The sequence below is a fragment of the Streptomyces sp. NBC_01481 genome (assembly GCF_026339995.1).
Lineage (GTDB): Bacteria > Actinomycetota > Actinomycetes > Streptomycetales > Streptomycetaceae > Streptomyces.
Map to the genome: position 1 here is coordinate 730,014 of NZ_JAPEPT010000004.1, position 22,118 is coordinate 752,131.

Annotated in this window: 16 protein-coding genes and 4 pseudogenes; 9 read left to right on the forward strand and 11 right to left on the reverse strand. The window is 67.8% G+C overall.

Annotation, left to right across the window (positions count from 1 at the left end; translation table 11 throughout):
• The first annotated feature begins 469 nt into the window (after positions 1–469).
• The gene (locus OOK40_RS25025) at positions 470–1,324 is read left to right on the forward strand and encodes a GNAT family N-acetyltransferase (RefSeq protein ID WP_266486089.1); all 855 of its coding nucleotides are present in this window, start codon (positions 470–472) and stop codon (positions 1,322–1,324) included.
• 634 nt (positions 1,325–1,958) lie between these two features.
• Here the strand turns inward: OOK40_RS25025 and OOK40_RS25035 are convergent.
• From OOK40_RS25035 to OOK40_RS25050, 4 genes and pseudogenes are all read right to left on the reverse strand, one after another.
• A pseudogene (locus tag OOK40_RS25035) lies at positions 1,959–2,719 on the reverse strand (class I SAM-dependent methyltransferase).
• Between the two features lie 166 nt (positions 2,720–2,885).
• On the reverse strand, positions 2,886–3,485 hold the full coding sequence (locus OOK40_RS25040; protein ID WP_323136107.1) for an N-acetyltransferase: 600 nt from the start codon (positions 3,483–3,485) through the stop codon (positions 2,886–2,888).
• A 450-nt stretch (positions 3,486–3,935) separates the two neighbouring features.
• Positions 3,936–5,993 carry a phosphocholine-specific phospholipase C gene (locus OOK40_RS25045; protein WP_266486092.1) on the reverse strand — a complete coding sequence of 686 codons (2,058 nt, stop codon included), beginning with the start codon at positions 5,991–5,993 and terminating at the stop codon, positions 3,936–3,938.
• 175 nt (positions 5,994–6,168) lie between these two features.
• A complete protein-coding gene (locus OOK40_RS25050) occupies positions 6,169–6,570 on the reverse strand; it encodes a hypothetical protein (RefSeq protein WP_266486095.1) in 402 nt (133 codons plus the stop codon).
• A gap of 161 nt (positions 6,571–6,731) precedes the next feature.
• Here OOK40_RS25050 and OOK40_RS25055 point away from each other — a divergent pair, with 161 nt between their 5' ends.
• The gene (locus OOK40_RS25055; protein WP_266486098.1) at positions 6,732–8,903 is read left to right on the forward strand and encodes a TerD family protein; all 2,172 of its coding nucleotides are present in this window, start codon (positions 6,732–6,734) and stop codon (positions 8,901–8,903) included.
• A gap of 112 nt (positions 8,904–9,015) precedes the next feature.
• On the opposite strand, the pseudogene OOK40_RS25060 reads toward OOK40_RS25055, so the two are convergent.
• The 3 genes and pseudogenes from OOK40_RS25060 to OOK40_RS25070 all read right to left on the reverse strand — a co-directional run.
• Positions 9,016–9,177 (reverse strand): annotated as a pseudogene (locus OOK40_RS25060) (fructosamine kinase family protein); the annotation flags it as partial.
• A 44-nt stretch (positions 9,178–9,221) separates the two neighbouring features.
• A complete protein-coding gene (locus OOK40_RS25065) occupies positions 9,222–10,250 on the reverse strand; it encodes a TolB-like translocation protein (RefSeq protein ID WP_266486100.1) in 1,029 nt (342 codons plus the stop codon).
• Positions 10,251–10,350: 100 nt separating this feature from the next.
• On the reverse strand, positions 10,351–11,637 hold the full coding sequence (locus OOK40_RS25070) for an MFS transporter (protein WP_266486102.1): 1,287 nt from the start codon (positions 11,635–11,637) through the stop codon (positions 10,351–10,353).
• 1,083 nt (positions 11,638–12,720) lie between these two features.
• On the opposite strand from OOK40_RS25070, the gene OOK40_RS25075 reads away from it, so the two are divergent.
• On the forward strand, positions 12,721–14,217 hold the full coding sequence (locus tag OOK40_RS25075; RefSeq protein WP_266486104.1) for an alkaline phosphatase family protein: 1,497 nt from the start codon (positions 12,721–12,723) through the stop codon (positions 14,215–14,217).
• 443 nt (positions 14,218–14,660) lie between these two features.
• On the opposite strand, the gene OOK40_RS25080 is transcribed toward OOK40_RS25075, so the two are convergent.
• Together OOK40_RS25080 and OOK40_RS25085 are read right to left on the reverse strand one after the other, a co-directional pair.
• Positions 14,661–15,860 carry a serine hydrolase gene (locus tag OOK40_RS25080; protein ID WP_266486107.1) on the reverse strand — a complete coding sequence of 400 codons (1,200 nt, stop codon included), beginning with the start codon at positions 15,858–15,860 and terminating at the stop codon, positions 14,661–14,663.
• A gap of 309 nt (positions 15,861–16,169) precedes the next feature.
• Entirely contained in the window at positions 16,170–17,774 is a 1,605-nt protein-coding gene (locus OOK40_RS25085) for an FAD-binding oxidoreductase (RefSeq protein ID WP_266486109.1), read from the reverse strand.
• A 65-nt stretch (positions 17,775–17,839) separates the two neighbouring features.
• Here OOK40_RS25085 and OOK40_RS25090 point away from each other — a divergent pair, with 65 nt between their 5' ends.
• Both OOK40_RS25090 and OOK40_RS25095 read left to right on the forward strand, forming a co-directional pair.
• On the forward strand, positions 17,840–18,478 hold the full coding sequence (locus OOK40_RS25090) for a TetR/AcrR family transcriptional regulator (RefSeq protein ID WP_266486111.1): 639 nt from the start codon (positions 17,840–17,842) through the stop codon (positions 18,476–18,478).
• Positions 18,479–18,617: 139 nt separating this feature from the next.
• A pseudogene (locus OOK40_RS25095) lies at positions 18,618–19,034 on the forward strand (SRPBCC family protein).
• Positions 19,035–19,154: 120 nt separating this feature from the next.
• Here OOK40_RS25095 and OOK40_RS25100 read toward each other — a convergent pair.
• Positions 19,155–19,553, reverse strand: coding sequence for a DUF6221 family protein (locus OOK40_RS25100; RefSeq protein WP_266486113.1), 399 nt, complete (start codon positions 19,551–19,553; stop codon positions 19,155–19,157).
• A gap of 149 nt (positions 19,554–19,702) precedes the next feature.
• Here OOK40_RS25100 and OOK40_RS35475 point away from each other — a divergent pair.
• Positions 19,703–19,804 (forward strand): annotated as a pseudogene (locus OOK40_RS35475) (transposase); the annotation flags it as partial.
• Positions 19,805–19,959: 155 nt separating this feature from the next.
• Here the strand turns inward: OOK40_RS35475 and OOK40_RS25105 are convergent.
• Positions 19,960–20,550, reverse strand: a complete 591-nt coding sequence (locus OOK40_RS25105; protein ID WP_266486115.1) for a flavodoxin family protein — start codon at positions 20,548–20,550, stop codon at positions 19,960–19,962.
• Between the two features lie 110 nt (positions 20,551–20,660).
• On the opposite strand from OOK40_RS25105, the gene OOK40_RS25110 reads away from it, so the two are divergent.
• From OOK40_RS25110 to OOK40_RS25120, 3 genes are all read left to right on the forward strand, one after another.
• Complete coding sequence (locus OOK40_RS25110; RefSeq protein ID WP_266486118.1) at positions 20,661–21,095, forward strand: helix-turn-helix domain-containing protein; 435 nt, start codon at positions 20,661–20,663, stop codon at positions 21,093–21,095.
• A 77-nt stretch (positions 21,096–21,172) separates the two neighbouring features.
• Complete coding sequence (locus OOK40_RS25115; protein ID WP_266486120.1) at positions 21,173–21,607, forward strand: VOC family protein; 435 nt, start codon at positions 21,173–21,175, stop codon at positions 21,605–21,607.
• Positions 21,608–21,731: 124 nt separating this feature from the next.
• Positions 21,732–21,953, forward strand: coding sequence for a hypothetical protein (locus OOK40_RS25120; protein WP_266486122.1), 222 nt, complete (start codon positions 21,732–21,734; stop codon positions 21,951–21,953).
• Positions 21,954–22,118: the final 165 nt, after the last annotated feature.

Here is a 22,118-nt window from a genome sequence, read left to right on the forward strand (position 1 = left end):
AGATCATCTCATTTCAGTCCTCTGCTGAGACGGGAGCTCCGGGTGGGGCTGCCGGGACGTCGGCACAGCACGGACCCACGGCAGTTGAGGGTGCAATATCACATCACACAAAACTTTGCGTCGTTCAACCAGCACGCGGTGTGAGGATGCCCCTCGCCGGCCATCGGCGGGGCGGGGGAGCGGTGGTCCGGAAACCAGCCGCCAACGGGTCCCGGGCGGCAAGGCGTACGCCGATCTCGTCAATCTGGTGGCCGATGCTCTGGGCCAGGACGGTTCCCGTGCTGTCGTGGGCGCTGACCGGAACGTCGAGACTGCGGCGCGCCGGCACAGGCACTCACACAACCGCCAGGTGCTCAGTCACAGTTGTGCCGAAGCACGCTCCATTTCACATGGGCAGGCTTGTCGTCACCGAGACCGCTCGCGATGTTTCCGGACGTGTGGCCGGACCGCCCTGTGATGGGATGTGCGCATGAGTGAGTCGTCCCTGCGTGACCGTATTGAGCGGTACTACGCAACTGTGCCGCTGCTGTTCGCCGAAGCCGAGGAGTTCGGTCCGCTGCGTCTCTTCGTACGAAAGGAGCCCGGCGCGCCGTACTACGGCGGCCCCAATCATGCCCGCCCCACCTCGGCAAGCTCTGCGGTTGTCACCGCCGCCGACATCGCTCGGGTGCGTGCCCGGCAGCGCGAACTCGGCGTCCCGGATGCCTTCGAGTGGCTCGCCGAGGTAACGCCTTCGCTGCGCATCCGTATCGAGGAAGCGGGGCTCCCGGTCGCGGAACGCCCGCTGATGGTCCTCGACCCGGACCACCGGCTGCCGTCGCAGCCCCTTCCCGAGGGCGTCACGATCCGGGCCCTGGCTGCAGACGATCCCGCTCTGCCCGCCGTCCTGGCCCTCCCAGGGCTGGCCTTCGCGGCAGAGGGCACGGCGGTGGGGTCGGCGGGCCGCACCGAGCTGGCGATGGCAGCCGAGAAACTTGTAACAGACGGCACGGCGTCAACGACCCGCCCTTCACTCCGCGCCGGCCACAAGACGCTGGTCGCGGCTTTTGCTCCGGACGGCACCCCGTTGGCCGCAGGCCACTACCACCCGGCCAACGCAACCACCGAGATCGGAGGAATCTGCACCCTCCCCACCGCCCGCCGCCAGGGGCTCAGCGCTGCTGTCACAAGGGCCTTGGCCACCCACGCCCGCGACCACGGCATACGCACCGTCTTCCTCGCCTACGCCGAGGACGAGGTGGCTCGCATATACGCCCGCCTCGGGTTCCGCCCAGCCGGCACCACGCTGCTAATCGCCAACCAGCCGGCTCGCGGACAGCTGTAAGCCGACGCGCGGGCGCGGACATTGTCCTCAGGCCCGCGCCCTGATCGTCGGGGCATGACGACCGATGACACGCAGCAGCCGGGCCCGAAGCGGAGCAAAGTCCTGGACGCCCTGGCACGCGCGGAGCGCGCCGTGTTCACCCGTCCCGCCCCGAAATCCGCGCCGGCCCAGATGAAATTCCTCCTTTGTCACGGCCCCCGCAGGGACGCCCAATATGTCGGTCGGCCTGCCGGGTCGTCGCCCGGCGCGCGCCGGTGGGTAGACGGTCGAGCCAGGACCCGGGTTCGGCGACGTCGCACGGGTCGGATGTGGCCTCGCAGGGGGCAGCGGTCAAGTCCATGTCCCGAACGTCGCAGGCGATCCGGCTGAGCAGGATCCGGAACGCTTGGCGCTCATTCTCATCGAGCGCCTCAAGGAGCCGGTCTTCGGCTTCCCGTACCTGCCGCTGCAGGTCCTGGAGGGTGTCGACGCCCCGGGCGGTGGCGACGATCTTGCGCTGGCGTCGATCGCCACAGGTGTCCGGTCGGCTGAACCTGACCGTGCGCTATGCCGGCCGCTCCACCACCTTGCGCACCCGTCGCCTGCCCGAACCCACCAACCACGCCGCGAGCCTGGCTCGCACCGGATACGACGCCTACAGCGCCGACGGCGGTACCTCGACGACGAAGAACAGGAAGGTGGTTTTGGTCGAAAGATCGTGGAAGTCGTCGGGGAACAGCTCACGGGCGGCCGGGTCGGGCTGCGGCTCGCTGATGACGGCAAGGCGGAAGCCGGCGGTGGTGAAGGCATCGGTCATCGCGTGCAATGGCTTGCGCCAGAACCTCATCGGGACGGACTGCCCGTTGAACGTCCAGTCGAAGTTATAGCTGGTGGTCGCAAAGTAGTCGGGCCGAGGATCCTGGATCGTGTAGGCCACGAAAGGGTGGTCCACCGACGCGATCAGTCGGCCGCCGGGCCTGAGCACTCGCCGCATCTCGGCCAGCGTCGGTCCCCAATCCTCCAGGTAGTGCAGGACCAGCGACGCGACCACGTCGTCGAACGCACCGTCGGCGAAGGGCAGGGGTTCGCTCAGATCGACCACGTGCAGGGCTACGTCGTCACCGAGGCGCCGCCTGGCCAGTGCCAGCATCCCGGCGCTGGCGTCGATGCCGGTGACGACCGCACCGCGGTCGCGTAGTGCAGCGGACAGGGGGCCCGAGCCGCAACCAGCGTCCAGGACCCGACGGCCATCCACGTCTCCGGCGAGGGCCAACATCGCGGGCCGCTCGTAGTACGCGTTCACGAGGTTGTTCTCGGTTTCGGCGGAGAACGCCTCGGCGAAGCAGTCGTAGTCATTCGCCTGGGCCGGACTGCAGGCTGGGCGAAGCTCTCGGGCATGTCGGTTACTCGGTCCATCGTCGCAGCCTAGTTTTCACATGATCCGCCGGACAGAACCTAATGAACCCGCGGGCCTGTTCACGTTACGGCCCGCCGCCTCGCTGATCGCGCGCAACCGACGACGAGCTGGACATCGCCACTGTGATGGTCCTGGGGATCAGGTCGAGTGCCTGCGGGTAGGCCCTCAGGCCTCGTGGGCGCGCAGGCCGACGCAGTCAAAGGCCCAAAAAACCTCTGAGTAGACGAAGGTGCCCGTCATCCACGGCTCGTGAGCGGACAACCGGGCGACCTGGAACGCGGCTTCAGGAATACGCAGCGACGGCGAACGGAAGCCCACCGCGCCGGCACCCTCGAAGCCGCGCGTGCCGTAGTAGCGCGGCGAACCCTCCAGGAATACCAACGGCACACCCTGGCTGTCGGCCGCCGCGAGAGCGTACGTGATGAGCTGAGTACCGATGCCCTGGCGCTGGAACTCCGGGACCACGCCCAGCGGTGACAGGGACAGGACGTCCACGATCCGGCGCGGAGCGTCCAACCGCGTCGCGCTCAGCAGGACATGTCCGACGACCAGGTCATCAACGGTGGCGACGAAGGACATAGGCGCCAAGGCAGCCTCCGCAATGCGAAGTGCCTCTACCAGCCCGGGAACCCGCTCGCTGTCACCGAAGGCGCGCGTATGAACCTCGCGAACGTCTCGGTGATCGTCAGCGGTCTCTTGCCGGATCACCAGCCCGGCACCACCGGGAGCGATCCGGGAGCCTTCAGGCGCATTGTGTGACGTCATGGCCGCGAGGGTAGCTCGCGGGGCGGCTCGTGCGCGAGGCAATTGCGCACCAGGTCGTTGGCGCTTGAGTGGCTCCTAGCGATCTGGTTGGCCCGAGTGTGCGCTGGTGGTTGGCACGTCGAGGAGTGCGTCGAACTCATGGGCCGAGGAGCGTTCCACGTCGGGGGAACCATGGGCACGATGAACTCATAGGGGTGAGCGGACGCGTCGACTGCGGTCTCGAAGGTCCGGTAGTACGGCGTGTGCGGTACTCCGGGAGGCCCCAGCGTACCGAGACCGTGTCGTCGGTGAAGACCGCCACCGTCGGACCGCCCAGCGCCCTTCGGTGCGAGCTTGGAGTTGCGATCCTCGGCAACCCTCCGGCATGCGCAGACGCGCCGCCCCGAGCACCTCGCGGTGCTGGAGCGGCGCGTGCTGCCGGCGGCCGACGACCGGATCAGCCGGTGAGGATCAGTTGGTGAGGATGCCCGGGTCGGACAGGCCCGAGGCACCGGTCTCGACCTTGCCCGCGAGGCGGCGGAGGAAGTTGGACGAGGTGGTGGAAGTGACCGTCACGTCGTACCAGTTGCGGCAGGCGCCCAGGTCGATGGAGTGCGTGACGGTCGCGCCCTTGCGGACCGTGAAGGTCTGGGGGGTGCCGGCGTAGGAGTTGGTGACGGTGAGGTAGGCGTCGGCGGTGCCGGCGTTGGTGAAGGTCAGGTCGAGGTTGCCGGTGGCCGCGTTGTGGCGGGCGGCGACCTCGGGGCCGGCGGTCTTGCCCGGGTTGCGGAAGCGGCGCAGGAAGCCGTTCGGGCCGTGGACGGTCAGGTCCGTGACGCCCTTCGAGTACCGCGAGTTCCAGGTGTCCGCGATCGACTTGCCCGCCTCGGTCGTGTACGTCCAGGGCGCGTCGCTACGGTTCGCCGAGGTGACGTAGAACTGGGCGCCCGCGGCCGGGCCGCCGCTGAAGGTGAGCTGGTAGTTGCCGGTGCTGGGGTCCGCGGATCCGTCCACGTGCGGCGCGTACGCGAGCGGGCGGGTGGGCTTGGCGCCCGGCTCCTGCCGGGGCATCGTGCCGACGGCCGGGGCGGGGGCCAGGAAGTCGGGGTGGCGGTCGCGGTCCGGCGGGAAGTACCCGTCGGTCGGCGGCAGCTCGACCGGCGTCGCCTCCGTACGCGCGAAGTCGAAGGCGGAGGTCAGGTCGCCGCAGACGGCGCGCCGCCAGGGCGAGATGTTGGGCTCCTCCACCCCGAAGCGGCGCTCCATGAAACGGACGATCGAGGTGTGGTCGAAGGTCTCGGAGCAGGTGTAGCCGCCGGTGCTCCAGGGGGAGACGACGAGCATGGGGACGCGGGGGCCGAGGCCGTAAGGTCCGGCCACGTAGCCCGTCTTGCCCGGGAAGTAGTCGAGCGCCGTCGGGGTGGTGGACAGGCCATGCTCGGGCCCGGACGGCACGTACGGCGGCACGATGTGGTCGAAGAAGCCGTCGTTCTCGTCGTAGGTGATGAAGAGGGCGGTGCGGGCCCACACGTCGGGGTTCGACGTCAGGGCGTCCAGTACCTGAGAGATGTACCAGGCGCCGTAGTTGGACGGCCAGTTGGAGTGCTCGGAGAAGGCCTCGGGCGCGGCGATCCAGGAGATCTGCGGCAGCTGGCCGGCCTGGACGTCGGCGCGGAGAATGTCGAAGAAGCCGTCGCCATTCTTGGCGTCGGTGCCGGTACGGGCCTTGTCGTACAGCGGGTTGCCGGGCTGGGCTCCGCGGTACTTGTTGAAGTACAGCAGGGAGTTGTCGCCGTAGTTGCCGCGGTAGGCATCGTTGATCCAGCCCCAGGAGCCGGCGGCGTCGAGGCCGTCGCCGATGTCCTGGTAGACCTTCCAGGAGACGCTGGCCGCCTCGAGGCGCTCGGGGTAGGTGGTCCAGTCGTACCCGGCCTCGGCGTTGTTGAGGACCGGGCCGCCGCCCGTGCCGTCGTTGCCGGTGTGGCCCGTCAACATGTAATAGCGGTTGGGGTCGGTGGAGCCGATGAAGGAGCAGTGGTACGCGTCGCAGATGGTGAAGGAGTCCGCGAGCGCGTAGTGGAACGGGATGTCATCGCGGGTCAGGTACGCCATGGTGGTGGCGGTCTTCGCGGGCACCCACTGGTCGTACTTGCCCTCGTTGAAGGCCTTCTGGCCGCCCGCCCAGTCATGGTTGAGGCCCTGGAGGAATTCCATGCCGAGGTCGTCGCCCGGGGGCCGGAACGGCAGGGTGACCTTCTTGCCTGCCGCCTGGTTCCAGACGGACTTGCCGCTGGGCAGGGTGACCGGGCGGGGGTCGCCGAAGCCTCGTACGCCCTTCATCGCGCCGAAGTAGTGGTCGAAGGAACGGTTCTCCTGCATCAGGACGACGATGTGCTCGACGTCCTGGATGCTGCCGGTGGTGCCCTGGGCGGGGATGGCGGCCGCCCGGGCGATGCTGTCGGACAGCATGGTGAGTGCGGTGGCGCCACCTGCCAACTGCAGGAAGCGGCGGCGGTTGAGTTCTGCCATGGTGAGTCGACCTCTGCGGGTGAGGGAGCTGGCGGGGGGCGCCCCAAGGAGAGCGCGCGAGGGGTACCGCCCGGCGGACGCCCCATGACCGCCCGCGGTACGGCGGGCAAACGCCCTGCGTCGGAGCTGACGGGCCGAGTCCGCATAACACATCGCGGTCTTCGTATCGAGTCCGCTACGCGTTCCGTGTGTCGGCGAACTTGTCCAGTTCGCGCATCGCCTCGGCGTGGGCGCTCATCCGGATACTCACACTGCCGCTCGTGAAGAGCGCCACACCAGCGACCGACACCGGCACGGACAGCCCGAGCACAGCCAGGGCTTCAGGCCAGTCGCGTTCGTTCTGGCACCAATCACCCCTTTGCAGGCCGTCGTTGGCCGTACCACGTTCGGTCAACAACCGTGACTCGCACTCCGCGGGGTAACGGTCGCCGGGCTCCTCATCGACCTCGTATGGCGTGAGCAGCAACAGGGCACACCATGTCCACTGGAGCGTCGCCACAGCCAACAGACCGATACCCCAGGCGCGTATTCGCCCGGCCCTGTCGCGGAAGTCGAGGTCGTACTCACGTGATCGCATGGCGGACGAATTTAGCAGCGGGTTCTCGCAGCTATCAGGGCTGTCCCGCAACTGTCGGTCGCGGGTGAGATGATCTTGCTGGGGCGGGTGTGATCACAGCGTCGGAGCGCGTACAAAAAACTCCTGTGCACCGGCTCGCACACCTCTGCGATCATCCCCGAATGGCGCACAGTCTCGAATCGCTGGTCATCCGGCACACACACCGCCTTTGCTCCCCCAACGGCTCCGCCGGGGAAGGAGCCACCGCCGCACGGCAGTTCGACGCGGCGCTGACATCCGTGGGCTTCAAGCTCTCGGCGGACCTGCTGGAGCGGCTGTCGGCGCTGTCCGAGGCCGCGGTCGTACGCATCGCCCAGCGGACGCTGCGCACCGTGAGCGAGATGGTGGGCGGCCACGTCCGGCACAACTCGTACTTCATCGACTTTCCGGCGAACGTGCCGGACACCGAAGAGTTCTGGATGCGGTGTGTGACGAACGCGCTCCGCGACGACAAGTCGCGCGAGAACGTGCTGACGCAGCTGGCACACGGGGTGCTGGACCTGCTCAGCCTCCCCACGTACGGCCGCTACCAGCACACATACGAGGAGATGCTCGCGGCGCAGGACGAGCTGATCGCCTCGGCGGGCGACCGGGTGACTGTCCTGCACCTCGGGCGGGACCTGGACGACGAGCTCACGGACCTGTACCTGGCCTTGGCGGGCAGCACGACGCCACTGGGCGAGGACCACCTGTGCGACCTCAAGACCCTCGCCGAGCGGTGCGCGCTCGGCCCCCAGCCGGAGTCGATCCCGGTCCGGGAGAACCGGGCGGTCGTCAACGAGGCCCGTCTCGCTGTCGGCGCGGACCTCCTGCTGGACACCGTCATTGATGTGCTGCGGCTGGCCTGCGCGCTGTCGGGCGGCGACGTGACGCTGCAGGAGCCGACCCGGTTTCGGGCTCTCTCGCGGCCGGCCCGCCGTGCGCTGCTCGCGGGCCTCGACGCCGTGGTCGCGGCGAACCCCGCCAAGCTGGCCGATGTGCACGCGCACCGCGAGCCTTTCAAGCGGCTCGGTGAGCGTCTCCACCCCCACGAGTACCCGCGCTGGCCGCACGCCGCCGATGTGTTCGCCGTAGCGCGGGGCGAGAAGGAGGCGCGGTCCTTCGACAGCCGTGTCGAGAAGCTGCTCGACGAGTTCGATGTCCTCGGTGCGGTGCAGTTGCTGATGTCCGCTCCCGGCAAGCTGTTCCGCGCCCTGGACCTCCTGCTGCGTATCGCCGCCGACCAGGAGGAGCGGGACGCGGTGGTGGCCGCCGCGGTGCGGGTCGCTCCCGAGGTCTCCGGCCGGGTCGTGCTTTCGGTCCGCGAGCACTTCCAGAACCGGGAGCGGGAGACCGACGAACCCCGGATCTTCGTCAACCGCCGGGGCCGCGGCTGGGCCACCCCCGACGTCCGGCCGCCCGTCCCCGCCGCCGACCGCGATCGTCTGATCGCCGCCCTCGACGCCGAGATGCGCCGCAGGCTCCCGGCGCCGGGCCGGCTGCTGCTCGACCCCGACGTCCTCGATGTGGCGCTCCCGCTCAGCGGCAGGGCGACCGCGGCCGGGCTCGGCGCACTGCCGCGAGGTTCGGTCTCGGCGGTCGACGGCGGCCAGCTGCGCTTCTTCGTGTACTGGAAGGAGACCGAGGACCGGACCGACTACGATCTCTCGGCGCTGCTTCTCCACGCCGACTACAGCACCGACTCCTGGCTTTCCTACACATCCCTCAAGGCTGTCGGGGGCGAGCACTCGGGCGATGTCACCGAGGCGGCTGACGGGGCCTCGGAATTCATCAACCTGTCCCTTGACCGGGTACGCAGCACATTCATCGTTCCGCAGGTCAACATCTACGCCGGCGAGGGCTTCGAGGAGGTCGAGGAGTCGTTTTTCGGTTTCATGCTGCGCGACGGTGAGCAGAAGGGCCGGCCGTTCGAGCCGCGCACGGTGCGGATGAAGTCGGAGCTTCGCGGGGTGGGTCGAGTGGCGTTGCCGCTCGTGTTCCGGCGAGAGGACGACGGCCGGTGGCGCGCGAAGTGGCTGCACCTGTATCTGAAAGGCATCTCGGCGGCCAACCGGGTCGAGGAGAACCAGGTGTCGGTGTCCAAGGTGGTGCGCGCCATCGTGGAGCGCGAGCATCTGACGGTGCGGTACCTGATCGACCTGATGTCCGGCGACACCACGTCCGTGGATCTGTGGGACGGCGAGCCCGTCCCGGACGAGCCCGTCATGTACATCGGCCTCGAACGTCCCGAAGGGCTGCACCCGGACTCCCGGGTCATCACCCTCGAAAATCTGCGCGACTTGATCCCTGGCTGAGTGCTAGCGTTGCCCACGGCGAGGCCATGAAGGGGCTTCCTTCTCAATTCCTTCCTGAAACAAGTTCTTTCGCTTTCCTCGCCCTCGAGGTCGCTCCGGGCGGTGCCCGCGCTCACCGCGCGAGTGCCGCCCGAGCCGTTTTCAGGGCCTGCTCCGCGTAGCCACGGCCGAAGAGCACGGCGTGCACCACAAGCGGGAAGAGCTGGTGCAGCCCGACGCGGTCCGCCCAGCCGACGGCGAGGGGTGTCGCCCGCTGGGAGCCGTCGAGGAATCGGGGTCGGCACGGACGCCGGGCGGTGGACAGGTGGTTTCCGGCGGTCAACCGATGAAAGCCGGTGCCAAGGCCGCGCTCGCCAGCTGTGTTGGTGCCCCGCTGCCGTCGGCGGGCACGGTCCATAGGTCCGTCACGAATTTCCCGGGCCTGGCATAGACGAGGGTTGCGTCGGCGGCCCACACCGCCTGGTCGTCGATATTGCTGCGTTCGGCCGTTGCGGTCTCGGTCATGGTCCGCAGGTCCAGCACATACAGGCGCCAGGGTGAGTCGGCCGGTAGGCCGGGCACCCGCTTCTTGTAGGCGATCCGGGTGCCGTCCGGAGAGAGCGAGGGGCATTCCACATTGCTGTGCACAGTGGTCAGCGTGTCCGCCGCGATGTCGCCTGCCGCGAGATAGGTCTGCCCGCGGGTGGACACCGTGGCGTAGAAGTGGTCATCGTCGGCGAAGGTCACGCCCCAGACGTTCACATCGAGGGATCGGTATCCGTGGCCGTCCAACTTCAGGTCGTACTCCTCCAGGTTGTCCTGCAGCTTCCACGTGCGGGTGTCCAGGATGGATGTGCGCGTGGAGAAGGCTGTGTCGCCGTAGGAGTGCCCCTTGACGAAGACCGTCCATGCGACCAGGTGCCCTGATGGCGAGACTCGGGCCCGGCTGGGGACCCCTGCCAGTGGGTAGCTGCGCCGTTCGTTCAGCTGCTCGTCGAGGATCACCGCTCGGTAGCTGTTCTGCAGGGGCCCTTGGGCGCTCCGCAGGCAGATCCCGGTGCCGCCTGAGGCGAAGAAGCGCAGGCACTTCACCCCCGACGTAGCGCGCTGTCCGTCGGGCCGTTCGGCAGGTACCGAGGCGAGTTCGTCGCGGTGTGGGCCGTAGGCCGTACTGCGGAAGATCATGCGCCGCCCCGCGCCCGCAGGCGCGGCCAGGGACACGCGGCCGTCCGCGACTGCCGGTCCGCCCGGCTGCGGACGACTTCGGCGGTCGGCTCGTTCGGCGGCATGGTGCACGGCGAAGGCGGCGACCGAACCCAGTACGAGAACGGCGGTGAGCAAAGTGAGAAGGCGGCTCTTGCGGGTCATCAGGCCCTGCCTTTCCGATGGGGCCGGGCCGGCCATTCGCAGGGTTGGCCCACCCAGGGGTCTCGGGTGCGGGAGAAGCCAGGGCGGCTCGGCAACGGCGTCACGAAGCGCTCTCCTTCGTCACCCGGCTGCCGGTGAGGCGCAGTACGAGCATCGCGGCCGCTGTGCACACAGCGAGCGCACCCGTGGCGGTGGCCAGTGCGATGCCGGTGCCCCAGGCTGACCAGAGGGCGCCGAAGGCGAGTGAGCCGGTGAAGCGGGCCAGCGCCTGGCCCGTACCGACCAGGGCGAGTCCCGTGCCGCGCTGGGCCGGAGGGAGGGTGTCGGCCGCGGCCGCGGCCAGCACCCCGTCGGTGGCGGCATAGAACGCCCCGTGCAGCACGAGCACCGGCAGGACCCCCGTCCAACCGTCTGAGAGCGGCACCAGCAGCAATCCGTACCCGACGAGCAGCAGGAGATGGCCAATGAGAAAGAGTCGGCGTCGGCCGATCCGATCGGCGGCCGCGCCCAGCGGCACGGCGAGCACCAGAAATGCTGCGGCAGTGCCCAGGGGCAGCAGGGGCAGGAGATGCCCGGGAAGACCGAGTTGGCGCTGGATCAGCAAGTACAGGAAGGAGTCGCTGACTGTGGTCAGCCCCAGCAGTACCGCGCAGCCGGTCAGGCGCCGCAGTCCACGTAGCCGCAGCAGCCCCAACGCGGCCCGCCATCCGCGCTCTTGCTCGGACGGCCGGGCTGCAGCGGGCACTGTCCCCCGGTGCCCGGGGACGAAGAGCAGCAGGATGAGCACACCCAGTGCGGCAATGCACCCGCTCACCGCGAACACCGCGTCGTAGCCGTCAACCGCCAGGTTCAGCAGGGCGAAGGCGACCAGGGGTCCGAGCAGCGCCCCGGTGGTGTCCATGGCCCTGTGCACACCGAAGGCCCTGCCCCGCTGTGCGGGCTCGGTGGCCAGCGAGATCATGGCGTCCCGGGGGGCGGTACGCAGCCCCTTACCGGTGCGGTCCACCGCCAACACGGCACCGATGAGCGGCCCGGTATGGACGAGCAGGAGCAGTGGCTTGCACAAGGCGGACAGCCCGTATCCCGCGGCGGCTACGGCCTTGTGGCGGTTTCCGCCCTTGTCGCCGAGGTGTCCGCCGAGCAGCCGTACCAGCGCGCTGGCCCCGTTGTAGATCCCGTCCAGGAGTCCGAAGCCGAGCGGGGACAGGCCGAGCCCGGTCACCAGGTAGAGCGGCATGATGGCGGTGACCATCTCCGACGACACATCGGTGACCAGGCTGACGGTCCCGAGCGCCAGCACGGTGCCGGGAACGGCAGACCGCCGTCCAAAACCGGTGCGGGTGGGCGGTGTAGGAGTACTCCGACTGTCAGCGAGGTACAACGGCATCACTTTCTGGCGCGGGCCGTGCGTTGGTCAATCAGCGTGATGTGCGGGAACCGCTGTGTCGAGCCCCTGGAGTCAGAGACTGCCGCGGTTCCGACCAGCTGGTCCGGGGCGAAGACGATGGCATCACCTCTCCTGCAGCACGCCCGGAAAGCCTCCCGGGTGGAGTGGGCGTGCTGGAGGGTCCGGAGGCAGGGTGCCTGCCTCCGACGCCGTTGAATGGAACGGAAATTGAACGGAAGAGAAAGTGGAGGGAACGGAACGCGTGGAGCGAGCCGGTTGATCCTGAGGAACGATCCGATCCTGAGCCTCGAACCGTCCGACGAACGGGCGTTGTCCGATCAAGCGGGGACGAGTAACTCATGCCGGGAGCCCCGGGACCGGTCCCTGGTGTTGGCGGGATGACAGCCCCGCTCCGGCGCGGGTCGACTGCGACGTACGCCTCCGATGCGATGTCCTCGACGTCGGCGGAGCGGCGGCGTTCGGCGGGCCTGCGGCCACGGTAGCGATCCTGGCGGCACCCACCGCCCGAGGAGAACGGCGCCCGTACAGCCGCCCTTTCGGGCAGAACGATCAGCAGCCGTGCGCCGTGTGGCGTGCGCGCGGCTGCCATCGCGCCAGATCACCTCGGTTAATACATGCCCAACATCTCGTTGCGCTATGCGAATTCGAGGGCGCCTATTGAAACAGCATGAGCCGGGGAATAAAGTACGGCCGACCGATACCCAGTTCGGCAGTGGCGTTGCGGCGGAAACCGCCACATGCGCGTCATCTGCCTCGACGCCGCCAGCACGCCATCCCCGAACTGATTCCCCCCGCACCGGTGATAGACGCGCGACGTGCCCGCAATCGAGGGCCGGCCGCGCCCCAAAGGCCCCTGGTGAGCCAACCACCCTGGGGCCACATGCCCCGATTGTCATGCACGCGGCCCCCACGAGGAGTGGAGACATGGCTGGCTCCCGCAGACGCAGACCGTTCAGGTTTCTGTGTTGGTTGATCGCGCCCATGGCGTTGCTCGTAGCGTTCGTCGCTGTACCTTCAGCTTCGGCCTCTACGGACTCGATCACCCTTGACAAGACAACGTACATGCAAGGGAACTCGATCAACGTCACGTACACCACCACAGCCAACAACAACAACTGGGTGGGCATTTACAAGGCGGGTGACACACCCGGATCGGCCGCCGCGATCAAGTGGGCGTATGCCACGAGTTCCTCGGGGACGCTGACCTTCGCCGTCAGTGGTGCCCCGGGCACGACCGAGGGGGACAGCAACCAGGCGGCAGGCACCACCCTGGTTCCGGGGGAGTACGTGGCCTACCTCCTGTGGAACAACGGCTACTCCCAACTGGCCAACCGTCACTTCTGGGTAGGGCCCACGCTGAGCTTGGACAAGTCCAACTATGCGGCCGGGGAAACCATCACAGCCAAGTACAGCGTGCCGGACCAGTGGGGACCGAAGAACAACTGGATCGGCATCTACAAGGAGAATGACACGCCCGGATCAGGTAGTTCCGTCGCATGGAAATATGCGACCGGCGCCTCGGGGTCGGTGACCCTCTCGACGAGCGGACTGGCGTCCGGGGGTTATGTGGCCTACTACCTCTACAACGACGGATACAGCACCGACCTGGCCACCGACCCCAAGCTCGGCGATCTGTACAGCGTACCGGTGCACTTCTATGTCGGTTCGCCCCCCTCGACGGCGGGCACGGTTCCGGCGCTGGACCACGTCTTCATGGTCATGATGGAGAACAAGGCACCCAGCGACATCTTCGGCACAAGCAACAACAAGCCCAACTGCGCCTCTCCCAGCACGGCGCCCGCTCCCTACCTGTCCCAGCTCGCCTGCAGCAACATCACGCTCACGAACTCGCACGGCCTCATGCACCCGAGCGACCCCAACTACGTCGCACTGGCCACCGCCCAAGTGGGCATCCAGGGCAACAACTTCTCCTACGTGCACAGCGTCGGGGGCACCAACACGAAGCACCTCGGCTCGATCACCGAGGATGCGGGCAAGACATGGAAGGGCTACATCGAGGGCACGAGCAGCAGCTGCGACCTCACGGCCAACGCCCCGTATGACCCCGACAACCTGCCGTTCCTCTACTTCAAGGGCGTGGGGAACGACACCACGTACTGCCAGAACCATCTGAAGCCGATCTCGCAGTTCTGGACGGACCTCCGGAGCACGTCGACCACGCCGAATTACGTGTGGTTCGTACCCAACAGCAACAACACCATGCACAACAACTGCAGCCCCAACATCCAGACGTGCGTGAGCGCCGGTGACAACTGGATGAAGAACAACCTGCCGACGCTCCTGAACTCCCCCGCGTTCAAGACACAGAAATCGCTGCTGATCATCACCTGGGACGAGGACAGATACTGGACGTCCGCCAACCCCATTCCCACGATCATCGTCGGCTCCCCGAACCTGCTGAAGGCGGCCGGATCGACGTCGAACACCTACTACAACCACTACAACGTGACCCGGACGGTCGAGGATGCGCTCGGCCTGACCCGCATGACCTCCAACGACACGAACGCCATCCCGATCTACGACATCTGGGCCTCGTAACCGGGCGCCTCACCACGTCCTGGTGAAACTCCACACCCGCGGCACCGGCATCGACACCATGGTCGATGCCGGTGCCGCCGACATGTCCGCCCAACGGTCCTGAGTGCCACTGGCCGAGGAGCCGGTCCAACTGTGCCGAGTGAAAAATCGGGTTCGAGCCGGCGAGATGGGCGCTGAAGTTGGCGGAGCTGCGGTTGCGGGGCAGCGCGGCCAAGGACGTTGAACTGCTGGCGCTGCGGCGCCATCTCGCGGTGCTCGAACGTGGCACCGGGAGCTGATCGCGGCAAGTTGGCGTTGCCGGCGCGCCGTACGGGCAGGACCAAGCAATCTTGCGAGACCGACATCCGGAGAGTCGCGGCGGCCGTCGGCCGGCCGCCCGGTCGAAGAAGCTGGGTTCTCCTGGACGGTCGTCGAGGGCTTTTGACCTGCAACTCTGCGCACTCCTAGCGCGGGGGGACCGCGCCGTCGTAGACGTTGTCCGGGGTGACGATCCCGGTGATCGCCCGGGCGAGAAGCGTGGACGGCTCCTGACCCTTGTGGGAGACGTCGGTGTTGAGCAGAAGTACCAACGTGGCCTTCTGTGAAGGGAGGTAGACGGTCACGCTCTCGTATCCCGGGATGGAGCCGTTGTGCCCGATCCAGCCGCCGGTCTCGAAGATGCCGAGGCCGTAGCTCGTGCCGGGGAAGCCGGTCGGCAGCGTCTTGAGTCGCTCCCTCTGGGTCTCCGGGCGGAGCAGCGTGCCGGTAGCGACGATCTCGGCCCAGCGGCGCAGGTCACGCAGGTCCGAGATCATCGCACCGGCCGTCCAGGCCCAACTGGGGTTCCAGTCCGTGCTGTCCTCGATCGCGCCACTCAGGGTCTGGTTGGTGTAGCCGTGCGCGTGCGGCTCGGGGAACTCGGCATCCGCGGGGAACAGCGTGTGGCGCAGGTGGGCCGGGCGAAGTACCCGCTTGTGGATGAAGTCGGCGACGCCGAGGCCGCTGACCTTCTCGATTACCAGACCCAGCAGGACGAGGTTGCTGTTGGAGTACTGGAAATTCTCGCCCGGCGCGAAGGTGTTCGTGTGCTTGAAGCCGTAGGCGAGCACCTCCTGCGGGGTGAACGAGCGACTCGGGTCGCTCAACAGGTCGTGCGCGAAGTCCGGGTCGGCGCTGTACGGGAACAGGCCGCTGCGCATCTCGGCGAGATGACGCAGCGTGATCCGGTCACCGTCTGGCACGCCGTCGATGTAGGCGGCGATCGGGTCGTCAAGACGGATCCGACGGTCGTCGACGAGCTTGAGCAGCGCGGTGACCGTGAAGGTCTTGGTCTCGCTGCCGATCCGCATGAACAGGTCGGTGGTCATCGGCCTGCGGGTGGCGGTGTCGGCGACACCGGTCGCGCGGACGTAGCTGCCCTTGCCCGGCATCCACAGTCCGACGACGACGCCGGGGATGCCGGCCTGTCGGCGGACTCTCTCGATGGCATTGTCCAGTCGGGCGGTCAGCTCGGGACCGAGGCCGTCCGGCGGGCAATTGTCCTTGTCGTACCGGTCGACGCCCATGGCGTGGACGGCCGTAGCGGGAGTCGCTGCCATCGGGGCCAGCACGGACGCCACGAGCAGCGCTGCGGCGAACAGCCGACGGGAGGGGGTGCGCGGCATGTCGGTCGCCTCTTCCAGATCAGGGACTCGGAGGGCAACGTCACCATCCGGACCCTGGGTCGAGGTCCCCGTCCGGTACGCGCTCCGGTGAGTCCACTCGTTCGGAGCCGCGCGGGCTTCTGAGGGAGCCCTGGCCCGGGCTCTCGCGGCCCCGCACCACAACGGTGCGATACCTCGGCCAGTACCACCTGGACATCGGCCTTTGACCGGACCCCGTGTCAGGCGGGGTCCGGTCCAGGGTGGTCACGCTGTCGCGGTGGATTTCGCGCACACCCGGCGGTTGCGATCACGGCTCTGCGACCGCGGCTGTCAGTTGATCAGGAGCCCGGGGTTGAGAATGCCGTGGGGGTCCAGGGTGTCTTTCGCGGCTCGGAGCGCGGCCGCGAACACGTCGGGGCGCTGGCGGTCGTATGCCGGGCGGTGGTCGCGCCCGATGGCGTGGTGGTGGGTGATGGTGGCTTTGTGGCGGTGCAGCACTTCGTTGGCAACCGTTTTGAGTTCGTCCCAGATGGCGACTTCGGAGCCGGGGCGGCCGGCGGCGAGGACGGTGAAGTACGGTGCGGCGCCGTCCGGGTAGACATGGGTGATGCGGCAGTTGATGGTTGCGGGGTGACCGGTTGCCAGGTGGGCGGCGTTGCCTACTTCGGTGCGGACGGCATCGATCAGTTGCGGCAGTCGGTCCCAGGTGACTGCCGTTTCGAATGTTTCGACGATGGCGCCCATGCGGGCCAGAGCGTCCCTGAGGTAGGGCATGCGCAGGAAAGCGGTGCGCCATGCGTCTATGGCCGCGCCGGCGGGCGTGCCGGGCTCGGTAGCAGGTTCTTCGGCGTGTCCATGGTGGGAGCGGGCAAGTTCGATGGCTTGTCCGAGACGGTGGTCAACGGGGGCATGGGCCGACTCGAAGCCGAGGATCAGTACAGCGGATCCGTCGTGGGAGGCGCCGGCCAGGGCCGCTTCACCGGGGTCGAGCAGGCGGCAGTTGGCGGGGTGGAGGTCGGACTGGGCGATGGACCGCAGGCCTCGTAGTGCGTCGGCGAACGAGGTGAAGGTGACGGAGGCGGCGGACTTGAAGACGGGTTTCTCCTGAAGCCGCATCCATGCCTCCGTGATGATCGCGAGAGTGCCTTCGGAGCCGAGGAGGAGTCTGTCGGGGGAGGGGCCCGCACCCGAGGCGGGCAGCCGCCAGGATTCACTGGCTCCTAGGGGTGTGATGGCACGCAGTGACTCGGTGAAGTCGTCGATGTGAGTGCGCAGGGTGGCGTAGTGGCCGCCTGCGCGGGTGGCGAGCCAGCCGCCTAGCGTGGAGAACTCGAAGCTCTGGGGGAAGTGGCGCAAGGTGAGTCCGTGGGGACGCAGTTGGGCTTCGAGGGACGGGCCGAGCGTACCGGCCTGAATGCGCGCGGCCAGGCTCTCCTTGTCGATCTCCAGTACCCGGTTCATGCGGGTGAGATCCAGCGACACAACTGCGGCGTGCGCGTCACCGCGGTATTCGACGCCGCCAGTCACGGAGGACCCGCCGCCGTAGGGGACAACGGCGGCTCCCGCCTCTCCCGCCCACTCGAGCAGGTCGGCTATGTCCTGGTCGGTTTCCGGATGGGCCACGAGGTCGGGCACTCTTCCGGACCGACCGCGCAGGGCCCGCATCACGTCCCGGTATGCCTTGCCCATCGTGTGCGCAGCGCGTTGCTCCGGGTCTGCGGTGACCAGGTGGCTCAGGGAACGCCGGACCGCGACGGCCGGTGCCGGGACACGCAGGGAGGCTACGTCCGGCAGCGGCAGCGGACGCGCGAGTGTGCCGGGCAGTTGCCTGCCCAGCGCGATGCATTCGGCTTCGCCGAGCTGGGCATCGGCCCAGCCCCAGCCCCACCAGGAGCGTGCACGGCGGGGTGGGTTCGATGACTCTGATCCGGTCACAAGAAGCTCCCGTCACCATCGGTAATTTACCTAGAGGTAAATTACCGTAGGGTAAAATCAGTGCTGTGTCTTCACCTCAGCGCAGAGCCGGTACGAAAGGCGTTCCCCGGGAACGCCGCGAGCAGGACATCCTGGGCGTCGCGACCGAGGAGTTCGGCCGACGCGGTTACGAGGCGGCCTCACTGGCAGCCATCGCACAGCAGGTCGGTGTCACCAAGACCCTTCTGCATCAGTACTTCGGCACGAAGCAGGGCCTGTACATCGCCTGCCTCACCCCCATCGGTGAGCGACTTCTCAACGCGATCCGCACCGCCATGACAGGGAGCCGCAACACTGCGGACGTGCCCCTGGCCGTGCTGCACGCGGTCTTCACGGCCCTGGAAGGCAGCCGGGAAGCATGGCTCGTCCTCTACGACAACCGGCTTCCACCGGACAGCGAGGCCGCCCGCATCGCAAAGGAGTACCGGGTCGGCATCGACGACCTAGCAGCCGCAGGTTCAGCCGACATCTTGCGAGCAGCCCGTCTCACCGACCCCCTCGACGCCGACGCCCTCAAGTACGCCTGGCGTGGCCTTGTGACCGCACTCGTCAACTGGTGGATCCGGCACCCCGAACAGTCCCCACAAGCCATGGCCGAACGCTGCGCACGCCTGTTCACCTCCGCCGGCATGGCCTTCGGCACCGCACACGCCCCAGGGTCGTGACCCGCAGCGAGGGGATGAGGGTCTCAGGTCCGGTGACTGTGTCCCGTGAACCGGCCCGCAGACGGGTCGTGTGCGCGGCGCATCGGCGGGGCACCCGGTGGACGACCCGGAATCCAGATCATCAGGAGGGGACCCCTCCATATCGGCATCGCTGATCGAAGCCGTCGACGTCAACGCCCCCGCTCCGTGAGTCGGGGTCTGTGGCAGGACGTGACTGCATGGCCGCGGTTCCTCAGCCACGTCGAGCGCGTCGACCGGCTCGACGAGCGTCGGTTCGCGTGGTGGCTTGCGCTGCCCGGTGCGGACAAGCAGTTCATCGCCGAGCTCACCGAAGGACCGGATCACGGAATACGGTCGCCGGGTTTCACCACGCCGGCGTCGTGACGTTCCACCACTCAGCGACACGACCAGCTGCGTCACGCTGCAGGTCCAGTACGAGCCCGACGGCTTCGTCGAACACTTCGGTGCGCTCACCAACCTGGACAAGACGCTGACCAACTATGACTTGGGCCAGTTCAAGCGTATGGCCGGGGAGTTCGCCGGCCGGCATGTCTGACGCACGGCCACGGCCCCGGAGATCTGTCGGGGCCGCGGCGGCCGACCAACACGGCAGCCGTACGACTCGCGCTCTCCTCCGTGCAGCACGGCGGAGGGCGTCGGCATGCCGGTACGAGCGCTACCGGGTGAACCGGGGGAGCCATTTCGCCTTGTAGCCGGGATGCCAGGCATATTCGGCGGCCAGTTGCCGCACCGCGAAGCCGAGTCCGACTGCTCGGCCGGAGGCGAAGTCGTCGGCCGGCCGGTCGACGTCCCGGTCCGCCACCTCCAGATACTCGCCGAGCAGGACGCGATTGGTCTCGAGGCGGGCCAGCGCGCGAGCCGGGTCATGGAGCGCGATGTGCTGGTCGTAGTTGGCTCCTCTCACAGTGAACGCGATGCCGGACGTCCTGTCATGGACTTCTCCGGGCGCATCCGCCGGGCACCTCCAGTTCGCGCCGCCGGCGTTCCGCGCGACCTGTTCCTCCTCGGCAAGTCGCGCTTCGATGAAGGCCATCATGTCTGCGTTGCCGGCCATGCGCCTGAGCTTCCTTTCGTGACGTACTGTGCGGACTGCGCAGTCATTCTGGGGGACCTGGGACCCCGTGATCCAGTCCGCAGTGGCTCATCGCCGCCGAGGCGTTGCCGATTACGACGCGGATATGCGACCAGCTGGCGAAGATCGGGGTGGAACTGTTCTACCTCCCGCCCCGCAGCCCCGAACTCAACGACATCGAACGCGTCTGGCGCTCGGCCGAGTACGAGGGCTATCCACACCGCGCTCACACCAGCATCGAAGCCATCGGCACCGCCGTGGACCAGGCGCTGACCCGCAAACGCAGCAGTTGTCTGTTGGTGAATGGGACCCGCACGGACTGGTCCGCACGAGAGCGCCGCTGTGGTGGGCGCGCGGGACCGGCCGTTGGCAGCGGCCGTGTACGGCGTCAGGCGGCGACGGCTGCCTGGCCTGCGATGAACGTGCGAGCGGTCTCCGCCACGCGGCCGCCGAGGTGCTGCGCGGTCGCGATGTCGGCCTTGTGTACGCCCTCCGGACCCTCGTCGGAGTTGGTCTGGGCTGCGGCGCCGAAGAAGAAGCCGAGGCGGTTGAGGTCGTGCTCGGAGCCCTCGGTGGAGTTCCATCCGGGCTTCAGTCCGAGATTCACCCAGTGCATGCCGTGCTGAGCGGCAAGCGTCGCGAAGTACTGCAGGGTGTGCAGCTTGTCGCCGCTCTTGGAGCCGGAGTTGGAGAAGCCGGCCGCCAGCTTGTTCTTCCAGGCGTCGGTGAACCAGCGCTTGGAGGAGTCCTCGGCGAACTTGTGGAACGCGCCGGAGGCGGTCCCCATGTAGGTGGGTGACCCGAAGACGATGGCGTCGGAGCCGTCGAGCAGCTCCCACTGGGCTTCGTCGATCGCGTCGACCTTGATCAGGTGGACGGCGGCACCGGCGGCTACTGCTCCGTCGCGGACGGCCTCGGCGATAACGGCGGTGTGGCCGTAGCCGGAGTGGTAGGCGATCGAGATGACAGGGGTGGTCACGGTAGGGGCTCCTCGAAAGCGATGTGCTCGTCGTTGGTGACCTCAGCGAAGCACTAACTTTTATAAAGCGCAACCCCATGGTTAGCGCTGTGCGCGAGTATGGTTGCTGTATGGAGAGCAGCGAGACCAGCACCCAGGAAGAGAACGGCGGAGCCGGTACGGCCGATGACCTCGCCTTTGACGTGTTTTCCCGCAACTGCCCGTCGCGCGGCACACTGGAGCACGTCACCGGCCGTTGGGGCAGCCTCACGCTCGGAGCCCTGCACGAAGGCGCGTTCCGCTTCAACGAGCTGCGCCGCCGGGTCGACGGCGTGAGCGAGAAGATGCTGTCCCAGACCCTGCATGCCCTGGAGCGCGACGGTCTCGTACAACGAGAGGCGCAGCCGACGAACCCGCCGCGGGTCGACTATGAGCTCACCCCACTGGGGCACGAGGTCGCCGATCGGCTACTGGGCCTCATCCACTTCCTGGAGGGCCGGATGCCCGAGGTGCTGGCGGCGCGGGAGCGTTACGACGAGATGCGCGAGGGCCTCGGCAGCCGCTGACAGCGGGCCGTCCTCCCGACAACATGCGGATCCACACCGGTGAATGAGTAAGCAAGCCCCCCTGTTATGGTGCGCCGATGTCATCGATCAAGCAGTTCCAAGTCACCTTTGACTGCGCAGAACCTGAGCGCGTGGCTCGTTTCTGGTGCGAGGTGCTGGGGTACGTCGTATCGCCGGTGCCGAAGGGGTTTGACACGTGGGACGACTACCATCGCTCGCTGCCGCCTGAGCATCAGGTGCAATGGTTCTCCTGCATTGATCCCTCAGGTGTGGGCCCGCGGCTGCTCTTCCAGCGCGTTCCCGAAGGCAAGGTCGTCAAGAATCGGGTGCATCTCTGCGTGCGGGCCGGCACCGGGCTCGTGGGTGAGGAGCGCCTCGCCACACTCCAGGCCGAGTGCGCACGACTGGTCGCGCTCGGCGCGGTACGCGTGCGAACGCTGCTTGCCGATGGCACCAACGAGTCGTGCATCGTGATGCAGGACATCGAAGGCAACGAGTTCTGTCTCGACTGAGCATCCTCCGAGCCGGCGAGGTGGGGAACCGTCCTCCTTGGGCCTCTCTTGAAGGTGGTCTCCTGTGGGGCGGGAGTCATTCGACCGCGCCCGACCGGACGCCACCCCCGCATGGGTGTCCTGGATGTCCCCCGCAGACCTCGCCGTCGACGCCGGACGCTGCTGGCTCGACCTCGGCAACGCCGACCGGGCAGGCAAGGTTCTGGACAAGGGACTTCAGCTGTTGGCCCCCTCCCGCGCCCGCACCGTTCAGTCGTCCTCGCCCACCGTGCCGAAGGAGCCCTGGCCCGCCACGACCTGCCCGGCGCGGCCGCGGTCGCCCGCGAGGCCCTCGACACCGCGCTGACTACCAACGCCGTGCGCTGCATCGACCTCGCCCACACCACCGTCAACCGTCTGGCTACCCACGACAGCCCCCCGGCGGTCAGGGTCCTGCTCGCCTACCGCGAGAGTCGGCACAATCCCCGCCACGCCAGACCCTGATGCCGGCCCGTCTGCTGCCCCGTACGGA

Excerpts from the sequence above, each read along its gene's own strand:
- OOK40_RS25115 (WP_266486120.1), top strand. The coding sequence starts at position 21,173 with ATGTCATCGATCAAGCAGTTCCAAGTCACCTTTGACTGCGCAGAACCT.
- OOK40_RS25110 (WP_266486118.1), top strand. The coding sequence starts at position 20,661 with ATGGAGAGCAGCGAGACCAGCACCCAGGAAGAGAACGGCGGAGCCGGT.
- OOK40_RS25050 (WP_266486095.1), bottom strand. The coding sequence starts at position 6,570 with ATGCGATCACGTGAGTACGACCTCGACTTCCGCGACAGGGCCGGGCGA.
- OOK40_RS25120 (WP_266486122.1), top strand. The coding sequence starts at position 21,732 with ATGTCCCCCGCAGACCTCGCCGTCGACGCCGGACGCTGCTGGCTCGAC.
- OOK40_RS25075 (WP_266486104.1), top strand. The coding sequence starts at position 12,721 with ATGCAAGGGAACTCGATCAACGTCACGTACACCACCACAGCCAACAAC.
- OOK40_RS25065 (WP_266486100.1), bottom strand. The coding sequence starts at position 10,250 with ATGACCCGCAAGAGCCGCCTTCTCACTTTGCTCACCGCCGTTCTCGTA.
- OOK40_RS25045 (WP_266486092.1), bottom strand. The coding sequence starts at position 5,993 with ATGGCAGAACTCAACCGCCGCCGCTTCCTGCAGTTGGCAGGTGGCGCC.
- OOK40_RS25040 (WP_323136107.1), bottom strand. The coding sequence starts at position 3,485 with ATGACGTCACACAATGCGCCTGAAGGCTCCCGGATCGCTCCCGGTGGT.
- OOK40_RS25070 (WP_266486102.1), bottom strand. The coding sequence starts at position 11,637 with ATGCCGTTGTACCTCGCTGACAGTCGGAGTACTCCTACACCGCCCACC.
- OOK40_RS25055 (WP_266486098.1), top strand. The coding sequence starts at position 6,732 with ATGGCGCACAGTCTCGAATCGCTGGTCATCCGGCACACACACCGCCTT.
- OOK40_RS25100 (WP_266486113.1), bottom strand. The coding sequence starts at position 19,553 with ATGGCCGGCAACGCAGACATGATGGCCTTCATCGAAGCGCGACTTGCC.
- OOK40_RS25080 (WP_266486107.1), bottom strand. The coding sequence starts at position 15,860 with ATGCCGCGCACCCCCTCCCGTCGGCTGTTCGCCGCAGCGCTGCTCGTG.
- OOK40_RS25025 (WP_266486089.1), top strand. The coding sequence starts at position 470 with ATGAGTGAGTCGTCCCTGCGTGACCGTATTGAGCGGTACTACGCAACT.